We start from the raw sequence: 13,777 nt of genomic DNA, 5'->3' as shown, positions 1-13,777 counted from the left end.
AGCGTTTCTGTCTGCGAACAAATAAAATCGCTCAAACTTCAGAATCGGGACACTAGAAGCCTAGGCGGCCTGGTCTGGAACCAACAACTGCGTGGCTTCTGGCACCGTCCGCCCCGGAGGCTGCCATCCTGAAACAGTGGGCTCTGGCCGCTCGATCCGCAGGAAAAGGCCGATCAGATAGCCGAACTCCAGCGCCGTCAGCACAGCAAAGAGTTCCAGCAACAGCCAGCCTAGGCCAAAGCCGGCGATGCCCATCGAAACCGTGCTGCCCAGCGCGACCCCGAAAACCAAAAAAACGAAAAGCAGTAACGGCGCCCACAGGCCGCAGAAGATCCCCAAGATCGCTGCCATGATGACTGGCCAGACGAAAATCATAACCCTCTCCAGTTATTCTTGCCCTCTTTACGCACTACTTTCCCCCGCCGAGGCAGCACCACGCGGGTGGCAGTCTCAACTGACGACAATTGCCTACGACAATTGCTCACAACAAGCTCACCGAGCGCGCGCGCCGCGGAAAACCAGACCTTCGATGAATGCATTTACGGCGGGGGCCAAGCGCCAAGAACACCGGCGTCGCTCCCCGCGCAACGCCGTGAGATCAACAAAACACCTGCGCTGATCGTGCGGCGGCGCTCGCTATATACTCTGTTGCGTTGATAGAACAGGGTTTAATTGAATCAACATGTTCGCGATGTGCTAAAACGCACATCGCGGTACATAAATACCCGTATATGAGGCGCGGTTCTGGCGCAACGCTGTCTGTGCAGACGAGCCGTTGACAAAAGATTATATCGTCGCGTCCGGTTTAGACACCCTGATATTAGAACATCGCAACACGCCTTTGGTATCAGATACGATACCCCCAGGCATGCCCCTTCCCTGCGACACTAGGCCAGAGGTGGTAGCGGATCTATGCGATTACGCACATTGCGAATGCACTCATGCACATGCGAGCGCTCTTCGCCATGCGGCCTCAGGAAACATGGTGCAGCCAGCGAATTCGGGAGTATGACTCGGCGGCTGGCACCCTGCTCGAGCACGTCTCTCATCGGGGACCGCCGGCGCAGTCCTTATCCTGAGTGCCGCCATGACAGCCGAAAAGGTCTCGTTGACCGGAGAGAAGCAGACCCTTCTCATCACGCTCTATGGCAAGGCCGAGGAAAGTCGCCTGCCCGACTCGGTCCTGCATGATCGCTTCGCGGCGGCTGCAGTCGATCGCATCGATCACGATTTCAGCCACATGAACGTCACCCGCGACATCATGATCGCGCTGGCTCTGCGCGCCCACATCCTGGACCGCTGGACCAAGGCGTTCCTCACCTTCCATCCCGGTTGCACCGTGCTGCATCTCGGTTGCGGGCTCGACAGCCGGGTCTTCCGTGTCGATCCACCGCCGGGTGTGCGCTGGTTCGATGTCGACTATCCCGAGGTGATCGAGCTACGACGGCGTCTCTATCCGATGCGTGAGGGCTATCAGCTGATCGGAACATCCCTGACCGAGTCCGGCTGGCTTCAGAGCATCCCGGCGAACCGCCCTGCCCTCATCCTGGCGGAAGGGGTGACGCCCTATCTGCCTGTTGATGCCACGCTGCCATTGCTCGACCAGCTCACGGCGCATTTCCCCGGCGGGGAGCTTGCTTTCGATGCCTATAGCCGGCTGGGCCTGCGGATCATCCGCAAACAGCCCTTCGTGCGGGCCAGCGGCGCCAAGGTGCATTGGAGCCTCGAGGACCCCCATACGATCGAACAGGCCATTCCGCGCCTCAAGCTGATGCAGGACCTGCACGCCTATGCGCCCGAAGGCTACGACCCCCGCCAGATCGCCCGGATGACGAAGGGCACTCGCGCCGCCATCTGGCTCTTCCAGGTCATCCCGGCGCTTGGCAAGGTCGGCCGGCTGCTGCGCTTCCGGTTCTGACAGCCGGGCTCGACAACAAAGCCCAAGAAGGCGGTGGAAGCACCGTCATTGCGAGCGGAGCAAGAAGCCAGGGGTGGTTGACCAGCGTGCGTTACCTTGAGCAAAGCGCGTTTAAGAGTAAACGCTGCTTTGCTCTCACTCTTCGTTTCGACGCGTCTTTGCGATTCCTGACGATTCCGTCAGATCGCAAAATGCTTTAGGATTTGCTTCGCTCGGCTCGCACCGGCCTCAGTCGGTCTGCTTCTGGAATTCGAAAATCTTGCGCAGGAAGCCGGGCGCGATGGCCGATAGCGGATTCACTGTCAGCACAGGGGCGCTGGCCTTGCCGGCGACCTTGAAGTTGATGGCGAACACGCCGCCATATTTGCCGCCCGCCAGGATCTCTCCGAGGATCGGGATCTTGCCGAAGATATTGTTGAGCGCATAGGCGGGCACGAAGGTGCCGATCAGGCCGACGCGATCGGCGCCGTAATCGATGTCGCCGGAAAGGCTGACGCCGACATCCGGCCCCCAGACCACGGAGTCCAGAATGCCGATCCGCGAGGCCGTGCGCGTGAAGGAGAGTTGCAGCCTGGTGAACTTGGCCGAATTGCTGTTCACGGCGAGATCCGCGGAGGCCTTGCCGGAGTTCCTCAAGGTCGTGCGGTATTGGCCCAGCGCCGGTTCGTTCTCGACGGCGAAGTCGCGCATGATGAGATTGCCGCGCATATTGTCGATCACTGGCGTCACCCGGGCCGAGAGGCTGCCACCCTTGAGATGGGTGTAATAGTCCAGAAAGCGCATGACGGCGCCTGCGTCGGTCGACTGCGCATCTATGACATTGGAGCCGTCACTGGCCGTATTGACGTCGGCGATGAGTTGCCCCCCGCTATCCGAGGTGCCCTTGAGATCGAGCTTGCGGATGGTGGTGCCCTTGCTTTCCAGCGCCAGGGAGAAATTGCTGAGCGTCTCGTCGTTGAAGCCGATGATCTTGTCGATCTTGATATCGGCGCTGAAGCCGGCATTGGCATTGTTGGCCTTGGCCCGCTTCTGCAACGAGGAGAGCAGCGGGCGGGCGTCGAGCTGATTGCCGCGGATATAGACCTTCCAGCCATTGGCCGCAGGTTCGAACGTGCCCTGGAAATCGTCGCCCGGCGACAGGCGGATGGTGTTCATCACCGCCTTGCGCAGCTTGTTGTCTGCAGTGAGCGCCACGCTGCCGCGCAGGGAGACCGACCCGTTGTCAACGACAATATCCTCCACCGTCCCGCCCCCGCCCTTGTCGGCGGGGTTCCAGGTGAAGCTGGCGCGCGCGGGCTTGCCGGCAGGCTTCTGCCAACCGGGCAGCAAGTCCTTGATGCGTGCAGCCGTGAGGTCGAGATCGATGTCGTAGTGCGGATCGCTGCCGTTGGCGGAGGGATGAATATCCGCCACGATGGGACCGCTCAGCGCATCGCCGAAATCCAGCCCCTTCTTCTTGCGAGTGGCATCGTCGAGCGTGACGTTGAGGGCCATCTGCGCCTCATGGTCAGCGGCCTTGCGCATATCGATCGTCGCTGGCAGGCCGCCAAAGACCGCCTTGCCCGTGAGCAGCACCAGACCCGGTTCGATCGACAGCTTCATGGTGCCATCCTCGAGCTTGCCGCCGGAGACATGGTCCATCGACATGTCCTCCACGCTGCCCGTGACCGAATAATGCACTTCATCGGGCCGAGGATGGTCCTCCAGCGGCATGTCGAGCTTCACGTCGAGGTCGGCGGTACCACCAACCCCGTTGGGATCGATCGCCAGGCCCTTGACCGTGTCAGACAAGGGCGGCTGCGTGAGGAGCTTGGCCACGGCGCGCGAGGGACCGTTCACCGAGAAGCTGACGATCTGGTCGGGCGGCTTGGGCGCGAAATCAGGGATCGTGTAGGACCCCTTCTCGATCAAGAGCTCATCGCCGTCGCCCGTGTCGACGCTGGCACTGTCAACGGCAACATTGAGGCGGCGGCCGCTGAAGGTGACCTTGGCTTCGACATCGCTGACGGGAGGAAGCGTATCGATAATTTGCACCGTGCCCTGGGAGATCGTGGCCTCGCCGTGCATCGCCTCGTCGGGCAAGGGCGGCGTCTTGCCATTGACGGCCACCAGGGCGTCGCGCGGAATGGTCAGCGTCAGGCTGGCACCGTCGAGCACGCCTCCCTTGATGTGGTCTTCCATCCAGGCCTTGGCCAAAGGCAAGGCGAAGACCGGCCAGACGCGTGTCATGGCCACCGCCGGCAGGGCCTTGGCATTCAGCTGCAGCCCGATGGCAGGTGTCTTGCCGCCGAAGACGACATTGCCGGTGAAATCCATGGCGATGGTCGGCCCCACCGCCCCACCCTTTTCGAGGCTGAGACGGTTGGTGGCGGGGTCGTAGTGCCCCTCGGCGCTGATAAGATCGACCTTGAGGGGCGGCTGCTCAGCGCGGCGTCCGGCAAGCAGGACATTGGGCGCGGCCAGGTTGTAGGTCCAGACCTGCGCGCCCTCGATGGATGGCGGAGCTATCGTGCCCTTGAAATCAATGACGCCCTCGCCGGCCTTGACGATGGCGCTGTCGAGCCGGACGAGGTGCGCCTGCTTGTCCCAGTGAAGGCTGATGCCGGCATTGTCGTAGACGAAGGGGTCGGCCTTCGGATCGAGCGTCCACACACCCCCTTTGCTGGTGACCTCGGCCTGCGCCATCTCCAGCGTGCCGTCCGCATCGATGCTCGCGCGAGCCAGAACGTCGAAGGAGGCGGTTATCTCCACTTCCTCCGCCCCCGGAGCGAAGGTTCTCACCAATTCCCTCAGGATGAGGTTGCTGGCCTTGACGTCGATGGTGCGAGGATCATCGCCGGTGCCCGCGATGGTGGCATTGACGGTGCCGCCGCCGGCAGCGAGTGCAACCGAAAGCCCGCCCGCCATCGCCGTGCGCCGGATGGTGAGATCGATGTTGCGGTGGGTGATGTCATGGCCGAGCGCCTGGTCGTGGATGGCGAGCGTCGCGTCCTTGAGCTCGACGGTATCCACCGAGCCGGCGGAGGCGATGACGGCATCGAGCGCATTGATCACGGCGACCGGCGAAAGCGCCTCGCCCATCGGCTGCTCGGCCGTCTGTACCCCCGGGCGCAGGGTGAACTTGCCGTCGCGGCTGATATAGGCTGTCGCTGCCGCCCCCTCCACCACGATCGAACGCGGCGCGACCGTGCCGGCCAGCAGCGAGGCCGTGTCGAGCCCAATCACGATGCGCGGCGCCGAGGCGACTTCGGCGGCGTTGTCGAGGATGGTCACGCCGCTGATGGTCGCCGTCATGCCGCTGTCGCGGCGCTCCAGCGCGACGTTGGCGATGTTGATGCGATAGCCCGGCGGCATCTTGGCGGCGATGGCATCGCGCACGGTCTGCGTGATGAAGGGCATCGACATCGGCTCGCTGGCAAGACGCCAGTAGAGCACGCCCGCCACGGCGCAGAGCACCAGCGCAAAGCCCAGCATCAGCGAGACGCATCGCCGCACCACGATCGAACCGAGGCTCCGCCTGGGCCGTCCGGAGCGCAGAAGCGAGCGTACGCGCTCTTCGCGGGCGGCGCTTTCCTGCGGCATTTCCATCGCGTGGGTCCGATCCGGCGCGGAACGATCCACGACCGCAGCTTCATCCACCGGCTTCTCAGCCTCCGGCGCCTGCTTCTGCAACGCGTTCTGGACGTTCCCTTGCCTCAACGATTCGCCAGCCTCTTTCGCCCGCCCTTTCGCGCCCGCAAGCGCGCGAAGAGCACCCACCATTCATCCCATCTGGCCCTAAAGAGAAATTGCAGCAAGATGAAGACGCAAACATTTGAAATGACGCAGCTTTCCTGAAGCCTCGCCAACCGCCGATACGCTGGACAGACCGCTGTCCCAGACCGTGAGCACACTAAAGCATGAACACAAGGGCACAAACGGTCTGGACCGTGCCTGTCATGACCCATACACGATTGTCCTCTCACCCGCCATTTTGTCGAAAGGAAGGCATATGCAACCGCTCCAGGCCGGACAGGCCGCCCCCGCCTTTTGCCTGCCGACGGCCGATGGAGGCACCGTCAGCCTTGCCGATTTCCACGGCCGCAAGCTCGTGATCTTCTTCTACCCGAAGGCGGATACGGAGGCCTGCACGCGCGAGGCCATCGACTTCTCCGGCTCCAAGGCGGCATTCGCCGCGGTCGGCGCCGAGCTCCTCGGTGTGTCGCACGATCCGATCCGGAAGCAGCAGAAATTCGTCTCCAAGCACGGCCTCAGCACCACCATCGCCTCCGACGAAACGCTCGGCATGCTGAACGCCTATGGCGTGTGGGGCGAGAAGAGCATGTATGGACGCACCTATCTCGGCATTGAACGCACGACGATGCTGATCGATACCAAAGGCGTCATCGCACAGGCCTGGTCGAAGGTGCGCGTCGCCAATCATGTCGCCGAGGTGCTGGAAGCGGCAAGAGCGCTGCCGGCCTGACAGATGAGACACCTATCGTCTCATTCCCAAGACGAATGGATCCATCAATTCTCGCGATGGCCGCACGCGGCACTGGCGCTCGCCGGCCCCTGCCCGTAGATTAGCCGCGCAACATCAAGAGCTTGACATGAACAGACCGCTCGGCCCGATCCGCAGGGCCTCTGCCTGCCCGCATGACTGCCCCTCGACCTGCGCGCTGGAAGTGGAGGTACTCGACCGCAACACGATCGGGCGTGTCTACGGCGCTGATGACAACAGCTACACCAAGGGCGTGATCTGCGCCAAGGTCGCGCGCTATGCCGAGCGCGTGCATCACAAGGACCGCCTGCTGCATCCTTTGATGCGCACCGGCCCCAAGGGTTCGGGCCAGTACAAGCGGATCGGCTGGGACGAGGCGCTGGACCGCACGGCTGAGGCCATGCTGGCGGCCGAGCGCGATTTCGGCGCCGAGAGCGTCTGGCCCTATTACTATGCCGGCACCATGGGCCTGGTGATGCGCGACAGCATCAACCGCCTGCGTAATGTGAAGCGCTATTCGGGCCAGTACTCCACCATCTGCACCTCGCTGTCCTGGGCAGGCTATCTCGCCGGGCATGGCCGCATGGCGGGCGCCGATCCGCGCGAAATGTCGCAGTCGGATTGCATCGTGCTGTGGGGCACCAATGCGGTGGTGACGCAGGTCAACGTCATGACCCACGCCGCCAGCGCCCGCAGGAAGCGCGGCACCAAGATCGTGGCGGTTGATGTCTACGACAACGCCACCATGCAACAGGCCGACGTCAAGATCATCCTCAAGCCCGGCACGGACGGCGCGCTCGCCTGCGCCCTCATGCATGTGCTCTTCCGCGACGGCCATGCGGACTGGCCTTATCTCGAGAAATTCGCCGATCATCCCCGCGAGTTCGAAGCCCATCTCGCCACGCGCACGCCCGAATGGGCCTCTGATATCACCGGCGTGCCGGTGGCCGAGATCGAGGCCTTCGCAAAGCTGCTGGGCGAGCGTCCCAAGACCTTCTTCCGCCTAGGCTACGGCTTTGCACGCTCACGCAACGGCTCTGCCTCGATGCATGCCGTAAGCGCCATTCCCGTGGTGATGGGTGCCTGGCAGCATGAAGGCGGCGGCGCGCTGCATTCCAATTCCGGCATGTTCGGCTGGCGCAAGAACCTGATCGAGGGCCTCGATGTACGCGATCCCAAGGTGCGCCAGCTCGACCAGTCGCGCATAGGCCCCATCCTCACTGGCGATGCGGAAGCTTTGTGGGACGGCCCGCCGGTGAAGATGCTGCTGATCCAGAACACCAATCCGCTCTCCGTCGCGCCGGACCAGACCCTGGTCAAACAAGGCTTTGCGCGCGAGGACCTCTTCACCGTGGTGCATGAGCAGGTGATGACGGACACGGCGAAAATGGCCGACATCATCCTGCCGGCGACCATGTTCGTCGAGCATGACGATGTCTACCAGGCCGGTGGCCAGCAGCACATCCTGCTGGGCCCGAAGCTGATCGAGCCGCCGGGCGAGTGCCGCAACAACCATGACGTGATCACCGCGCTCGCGACCCGCGTCGGCGCCGAGCATCCGGCCTTCGCCCTGGAGCCGCGCGAGTTGATCGACCGCACGCTGCAAGCCTCCGGGCACGGCACATTGGCCGAACTCGAGGAAAAGCGCTGGCTCGACGTGCAGCAGCCCTTCAAGAAAGCGCATTTCCTCGACGGTTTCGGCTGGCCGGACGGCAAGTTTCGCTTGAAGGCCAACTGGCCGAAAAACCCCTATTCTTCGCCCGCCAAATTCGGCCCGGTGCATGACATGCCGGAATTTCCCGACCATTGGACGTCGATCGAACTGGCGGATGAGACCTTCCCCTTCCGCCTGACCACCAGCCCGGCGCGCAACTTCCTCAATTCCAGCTTCACGGAAACACCGACCTCGCTGGCCAAGGAGGAGCGGCCGACGGTGTTGATCCATCCGGACGATGCGGCGGTACAAGGCATCGCGGAGGGCGATAAGGTCGAGATCTCCAGCCTGCGCGGTGCGGTGAAGCTGCATGCCAAAGTCTTCCCGGGCCTGCGCAAGGGCGTGCTGATCGCCGAATCGATTTGGCCCAACTCCGCCTACGAGGACGGCAAAGGCATCAACACGCTGACAGGCGCCGATGCCCCTGCGCCGGTCGGCGGCGGCGCCTTCCACGACAACAAGGTCGCCATCCGCAAACTTCAGGCGCTCGAAGCTTGGCCCCTACAGCGGTCGGAAACATGACCTACGAGGAATTCAACGCATTCTGTGGCACGCTTCAGGCCACCAGCCATGTCGTGCAATGGGGTGGTTCAGAGGTCTGGAAGGTCGGAGGCAAGGTCTTTGCCATTGGCGGTTGGCAGAGCGATGAGCCGAGCTTTAGCTTCAAGGTCAGCGACCTCTCCTACGAAGTACTCAAGGAACAGCCTGGATTGCGGCCTGCTCCTTATCTTGCGTCGCGTGGCCTGAAATGGATCCAGCACCATGCCAAACCGGGATTAAGCGATGGCGAATTGCGGGATTATCTGCGCCAGTCCCATCGCATCGTCTCGCACGGCCTTTCGAAGAAGAAGCGTGCGGAACTCGGTCTGCCTTTATAGGAACCAATCATGGATAGTCTCGCTGCCGAAGCCGTGATCGCCGGCCAGCTTGCCGCCTACAATGCCCGCGACATCGAAGCCTTCATGGCTTTCTGGCATGAAGGCGCCGAGATCTTCGAACATTCCTCGACCCTGCTGGCAGCGGGTGCCGCCGAAATTCGTGCCCGTCATCTCATCCGCTTCCAAGAACCCGACCTGCATGGAGAGCTGATCGCCCGAATGTCGGTGGGCAACCTCGTGGTCGATCGCGAAATCGTCACGCGCAATTTCCCCGACGGGCTTGGCACACTCGATGTGATCGCCATTTACCAGGTAGAAGGCGACAAGATCGCCCGGGCCTGGTTCAAGATGGGAATGCCGCGCCTTGGTTCCAGCTAAGACAGACCTGCCGATCCTGGCTTTCGCCACGGCGGCGAAATTTGAGGAATGGCTTGCCTTTCAGCCGGCGGAGAGCCTCGGGCTATGGCTGAAATTCGCCAAGAAAGGCTGCAAGGCGACGACTGTCTCCAAGCCTGATGCCATCGATATCGCCCTCTGCCATGGCTGGATCGACGGCCAGCTCGAAAGTTTCGACGAGGAGTATTTCCTCACTCGCTTCACGCCGCGCAAACCTGCAAGCATCTGGTCGGAAAACAATCGCAAGCGCGCCCTTGTTCTGGTCGAGGAAGGCCGCATGCGGCCGGCCGGGCTCGCGCAGATCGACAAGGCCAAGGCGGACGGGCGCTGGGAGAAGGCCTACGCGCCGCAGAGCAAGGCCGAGATCCCCGAGGACCTCGCGGCCGCTCTCGCCGATAATACCGACGCGGCCCGCTTCTTCGAAACCCTCAGCAGCGTTAATCGCTATGCGATCCTGCATCGCCTGCACAATGCCAAGAAACCGGAAACACGGGCGCGAAAGCTGGCGGAATTCATCGCCATGCTGGAGCGCAAGGAAACGATCCACCCACAAAAGAAGGGCTGACCATGGCCACCGATCGTAGCCACAAGGCAACGCTGAACAACCATCCGCTGCATCCCGAGACGCTGATGCTCGGCTACGGCTATGATCCCGCCCTCTCCGAAGGCTCGGTGAAGCCGCCGGTGTTCCTGACCTCGACCTTCGTGTTCCAGTCTGCCGAGGATGGCCGCGACTTCTTCGACTACACCTCCGGCCGCCGCACGCCGCCCGAGGGCAGCAGCACTGGCCTGGTCTATTCGCGCTTCAACCATCCCAACACCGAGATCGTCGAGGATCGCCTCGCGATTTTCGAACAGGGCGAGGCGGCGCTGCTGTTCTCCTCCGGCATGGCGGCGATCTCGATGGCCCTGCTGGCCTATGCCAGGCCCGGTGACGTAGTGCTGCACAGCCAGCCGCTCTACGGCGGCACGGAGACGCTGCTCGCCCGCACGCTGGCCGATTTCGGCATCGGCCATGAGGGTTTCGTCGACGGTCTCCATGCCAAGGAAATCGGCGAGGCTGCCGATCGCGCCGTGAACCGCGGCCGCGTGAGCGTCATCCTGATCGAGACGCCCTCCAACCCGGTCAACACGCTGGTGGACTTCGCGCTGATCAGCGCGGTGGCTGATCATATCGCCGAACGGCAGGGTGCGCGGCCGGTGATCATCTGCGACAACACGCTGCTTGGCCCGGCCTTCCAGCGCCCCCTCGCTCATGGCGTCGATATCGTCGTCTACTCCGCCACCAAATATATCGGCGGCCATAGCGACCTGATCGCCGGCGCGGCGATCGGCAGCAAGGCGATGCTGAAGCCGGTCCGGGCGCTGCGCAGCGCCATCGGCACGCAGCTTGATCCGCACACCTGCTGGATGCTGGGCCGCTCGCTCGAGACCCTGTCCCTGCGTATGCAGGCGGCGGCGCGCAACGCCGTCGAAGTGGCCGATTTCCTTTCCGCCCATCTGAAGGTCGAGGCCGTGCATGCGCTGCATCGTCTGCCCGAGGGCAGCCCTGCCCGCGCCGTGTTCGACCGGCAATGCACCGGCGCCGGCTCCACCTTCAGCCTCGAGATCAAGGGTGGCCAGGCCGAAGCCTTCCGCATGTTGAACGCCCTGCGTGTGTTCAAGCTCGCGGTGAGCCTGGGCGGCACGGAGTCGCTCGCGAGCCACCCTGCCTCCACCACCCATTCTGGCGTGCCGGCCGAATTACGCGCTCGGCTCGGCGTCAGCGATAGTACCATCCGCCTCAGCGTCGGCATCGAGAATGCAGAGGATCTGATCGTGGATTTGGGACAGGCGTTGGAGGCGGCGGGGGCTTAGTCGTTCAAGGCGGTCCACCTTCCCCGCAACCGCAGGGCTGTCCGGGAAGGGTGCGGTTAGCCTCCCCCACGAAGCTGGGGGTATCGCCCACACAATTGTGTGGGCTGGGCATTGCGAAGCAATGACGGGGGGGTGTGGGCGGAGTGAGGCTCAGGAAACTCAGTGCCCGTTGAGTGGCGCTTCCATTCCCTTATCCTGACCACACCCCCTCCGAGCCGGCTTCGCCGGCCCACCTCCCCCAGCTTCGTGGGGGAGGCTTTCCGCGCGCTGCATTTTCCGGACAGCCTTGCCGCAACGAAGGAAGGATTGTCCGCACATCACTCTCAAGAGTCCGCCCTACATCCCCGTCCAGATCTTCTTGTAGGCGTCGCGATAGCCATTGTCAGGATCGAAGACGTTCTTCGGGCCGCCGTCATAGGCGATGTTGTCGGGCGTCACCAGATGTACGCCGGGGACATAGCCTGACCATTTCTCGCCGGCAAAGGCGCGATTGAGCTCGTCGACCAACTGCCAGCCCTGCATGGACAGGGGTTCCGGCACTGTGGCGGCCTGATGGTCCTTGGCGCGGATGCGCTGATAGGCCGACTCGGAGCCGTCGCCGGCCGAGATGTTTTGCGGATCGCCGTCACCCGCAATACCCGCCGCTGCCAGGGAGGGCGGCATGAAGTCGTAATAGAGGTCGTTGATGGCGAGCGAATAGCCCCATTTTGCGCCGTTCTGCTGCAGGAGCGTGGTGGTCAGCTGCGGAATGCGGGTGGAGACGTCGGCGAGGGGCGTATCCTCGAAGGCCAGCACGGAGCAGCCGGCGCATTGCTTGATCACCGCCTCCATGGCGCGGCCCTTGGCGATGGCGATGGCATAGGTGCTATCAGCAAAGATCACCACGCCCGCCTTGCCGTCAGAATCGGCGATGGCCTTCATGGCCGCCACCTTGGCAACCTCCATCGAGTCCGTAGTGACATTGGCGAAGATCGGCACGCCGTCCAGCGGCCCCGGCTTCGGACCGGAATGCCAGCCCACCAGCTTGATACCCTGCTTGGCTGCATCCTCGATGCCCGCCTTCTGTTCCAGCGCATCGCTGCCGCCGATGATGATGGCGTCCGGCTTGAGCGCAATCGCCTGGCTCAGCGCCGTCGACTGGCCTGAAACGGTGCCCTGCCCGTCGATCTCGCGATAATCCCAGCCGATCACGCCGGCCGCTTCCTTCACGCCCTGCGCCACGCCGAGGATGCCGCCATTGCGCATGTCGCCGGCGACATAGACGATCGTCTTCTTGCCCACGGATTTCGGTCCCGTCGTCGGCCCGTCCCATTTGTCGACGCGCTGCGAGGCCTTGGCGACCACCGCCTTCGCCTCGTCGACGAAGGCGTCGGCGCGGGCTATCGTCGGCAGCGCGAGCAACGCCAGGACACTGGCGGCGGCCATCCAGCTATTTCGTCTCAACATGGGCTTTCCTCCGGGGGTTGTGACGGATCGCTCATGCGTCCGTCTTTTTGAGGGGCTTGATGGCGCTGCCACGGCGGCGTTGCGCATAGCCGGCGATGCCGATGGCGATCAGCAGGGTGACGCCGTTGAACATCGGCTCGACCCAGAAGGAGCCGCCGAACTGCTGGATGCCGGCAATGCCGATGGCGAGGATGGCGACACCCACCAGCGTGCCCCAGACATTGACGCGGCCGGGCTTGATGGTGGTGGAGCCGAGAAAAGCGCCGACAAGGGCCGGCAGCAGGTATTCAAGGCCGACGCTCGCCTGGCCAATACGCAGCTTGGAGGCGAGCAGCACACCCGCCACTGCCGTCAGCACGCCGGAAGCGACGAAGGCGCCGATGGTGTAGCGGCGCACCGGAATGCCGTTCAGCGCGGCGGCCTTCGGATTGGCGCCGATCGTATAGACGTAGCGGCCGATCGGCAGATGCTCGAGCACGAGCCAGAGGCAGAAGGCGAGGATGATCACATAGAAGCCGGTGATCGGCAGGCCGAACACCATGGTGCCGTTGAGGGCAAGAAAGCCTTGCGGCAGCTGCGCCACCACCTGCCGTCCGCCGGTGTGCCAGAGTGCGATGGCGTAGAGCACCGTACCGGTGCCGAGCGTGGCGATGAAGCTGTCGATACGCGCGACCTCGACCAGCATGCCGTTGATGAAGCCGACCAGGGCGCCCAGCACCAGCACGATCAGCACGGCCACCTCCCAGGGCACGCCGAGCATAGTCTGCAGGCTGATGGCGAGGATGTGCCAGATCACGATGGCGTAGCCCACGGTGAGGTCGATCTTCCCGGCGGCCATCGGGATCATCGCCGCCAGCGACAGGAGCGCGATGATCGCCTTGTCGGAGACGATCGAGCGCAGGTTCAGCATGGTCGGGAAGGTCTGCGGCAGCAGCAGCGAGAACAGGACGGCCAGGAAAAGCGCCAGGATGGGAAGGCCGTAGACCGGCAGCCGGCGCGCCAGCCTCTCACCGAAGCTCAACTGCTCAAGTTCCGCCTTGGTTGGTTCCAGAGCGTCGGACTTGATCGAGTTCATCGACATACGG

Annotated in this window: 11 protein-coding genes; 7 read left to right on the top strand and 4 right to left on the bottom strand. The window is 63.3% G+C overall.

Annotated features, from left to right (window positions below; all coding sequences use genetic code 11):
- Positions 1 to 60: 60 nt before the first annotated feature.
- Positions 61 to 375, bottom strand: a complete 315-nt coding sequence (locus QQL24_RS22230) for a hypothetical protein (protein ID WP_284314483.1) — start codon at positions 373 to 375, stop codon at positions 61 to 63.
- A gap of 712 nt (positions 376 to 1,087) precedes the next feature.
- Here QQL24_RS22230 and QQL24_RS22225 point away from each other — a divergent pair.
- Positions 1,088 to 1,918: a class I SAM-dependent methyltransferase gene (locus QQL24_RS22225; protein ID WP_284314482.1), complete on the top strand. Its 831-nt coding sequence runs from the start codon at positions 1,088 to 1,090 to the stop codon at positions 1,916 to 1,918.
- Between the two features lie 228 nt (positions 1,919 to 2,146).
- Here the strand turns inward: QQL24_RS22225 and QQL24_RS22220 are convergent, their stop codons facing one another.
- Entirely contained in the window at positions 2,147 to 5,617 is a 3,471-nt protein-coding gene (locus QQL24_RS22220) for a YhdP family protein (RefSeq protein WP_284314481.1), read from the bottom strand.
- 292 nt (positions 5,618 to 5,909) lie between these two features.
- Here QQL24_RS22220 and QQL24_RS22215 point away from each other — a divergent pair, with 292 nt between their 5' ends.
- From QQL24_RS22215 to QQL24_RS22190, 6 genes are all read left to right on the top strand, one after another.
- Positions 5,910 to 6,383 carry a peroxiredoxin gene (locus tag QQL24_RS22215; RefSeq protein WP_284314480.1) on the top strand — a complete coding sequence of 158 codons (474 nt, stop codon included), beginning with the start codon at positions 5,910 to 5,912 and terminating at the stop codon, positions 6,381 to 6,383.
- Positions 6,384 to 6,510: 127 nt separating this feature from the next.
- Complete coding sequence (locus QQL24_RS22210) at positions 6,511 to 8,637, top strand: molybdopterin-containing oxidoreductase family protein (RefSeq protein ID WP_284314479.1); 2,127 nt, start codon at positions 6,511 to 6,513, stop codon at positions 8,635 to 8,637.
- Complete coding sequence (locus tag QQL24_RS22205; RefSeq protein WP_284314478.1) at positions 8,634 to 8,993, top strand: MmcQ/YjbR family DNA-binding protein; 360 nt, start codon at positions 8,634 to 8,636, stop codon at positions 8,991 to 8,993. Before QQL24_RS22210 ends, QQL24_RS22205 begins: the two co-directional genes overlap by 4 nt.
- Positions 8,994 to 9,002: 9 nt before the next feature.
- Complete coding sequence (locus QQL24_RS22200; RefSeq protein WP_284314477.1) at positions 9,003 to 9,371, top strand: nuclear transport factor 2 family protein; 369 nt, start codon at positions 9,003 to 9,005, stop codon at positions 9,369 to 9,371.
- Positions 9,358 to 9,954: a YdeI/OmpD-associated family protein gene (locus tag QQL24_RS22195; protein WP_284314476.1), complete on the top strand. Its 597-nt coding sequence runs from the start codon at positions 9,358 to 9,360 to the stop codon at positions 9,952 to 9,954. The genes QQL24_RS22200 and QQL24_RS22195 overlap by 14 nt, the downstream gene beginning before the upstream one ends.
- A 2-nt stretch (positions 9,955 to 9,956) precedes the next feature.
- Complete coding sequence (locus QQL24_RS22190; RefSeq protein WP_284314475.1) at positions 9,957 to 11,246, top strand: cystathionine gamma-synthase family protein; 1,290 nt, start codon at positions 9,957 to 9,959, stop codon at positions 11,244 to 11,246.
- Positions 11,247 to 11,582: 336 nt separating this feature from the next.
- Here QQL24_RS22190 and QQL24_RS22185 read toward each other — a convergent pair whose 3' ends face one another.
- Positions 11,583 to 12,692, bottom strand: coding sequence for an ABC transporter substrate-binding protein (locus QQL24_RS22185; RefSeq protein ID WP_284314474.1), 1,110 nt, complete (start codon positions 12,690 to 12,692; stop codon positions 11,583 to 11,585).
- A gap of 31 nt (positions 12,693 to 12,723) precedes the next feature.
- A complete protein-coding gene (locus QQL24_RS22180; protein ID WP_284314489.1) occupies positions 12,724 to 13,767 on the bottom strand; it encodes an ABC transporter permease in 1,044 nt (347 codons plus the stop codon).
- Between the last annotated feature and the right edge of the window lie 10 nt (positions 13,768 to 13,777).

The sequence above is a fragment of the Labrys miyagiensis genome, from assembly GCF_030160835.1.
GTDB classification, from domain to species: Bacteria; Pseudomonadota; Alphaproteobacteria; order Rhizobiales; family Labraceae; genus Labrys; species Labrys miyagiensis.
Note: the sequence above shows the minus strand (reverse complement) of the source record. Positions and strands in the feature narration are given on the sequence as shown.

Excerpts from the sequence above, each read along its gene's own strand:
- QQL24_RS22230 (WP_284314483.1), bottom strand. The coding sequence starts at position 375 with ATGATTTTCGTCTGGCCAGTCATCATGGCAGCGATCTTGGGGATCTTC.
- QQL24_RS22225 (WP_284314482.1), top strand. The coding sequence starts at position 1,088 with ATGACAGCCGAAAAGGTCTCGTTGACCGGAGAGAAGCAGACCCTTCTC.
- QQL24_RS22215 (WP_284314480.1), top strand. The coding sequence starts at position 5,910 with ATGCAACCGCTCCAGGCCGGACAGGCCGCCCCCGCCTTTTGCCTGCCG.
- QQL24_RS22210 (WP_284314479.1), top strand. The coding sequence starts at position 6,511 with ATGAACAGACCGCTCGGCCCGATCCGCAGGGCCTCTGCCTGCCCGCAT.
- QQL24_RS22205 (WP_284314478.1), top strand. The coding sequence starts at position 8,634 with ATGACCTACGAGGAATTCAACGCATTCTGTGGCACGCTTCAGGCCACC.
- QQL24_RS22200 (WP_284314477.1), top strand. The coding sequence starts at position 9,003 with ATGGATAGTCTCGCTGCCGAAGCCGTGATCGCCGGCCAGCTTGCCGCC.
- QQL24_RS22190 (WP_284314475.1), top strand. The coding sequence starts at position 9,957 with ATGGCCACCGATCGTAGCCACAAGGCAACGCTGAACAACCATCCGCTG.
- QQL24_RS22185 (WP_284314474.1), bottom strand. The coding sequence starts at position 12,692 with ATGTTGAGACGAAATAGCTGGATGGCCGCCGCCAGTGTCCTGGCGTTG.
- QQL24_RS22180 (WP_284314489.1), bottom strand. The coding sequence starts at position 13,767 with ATGAACTCGATCAAGTCCGACGCTCTGGAACCAACCAAGGCGGAACTT.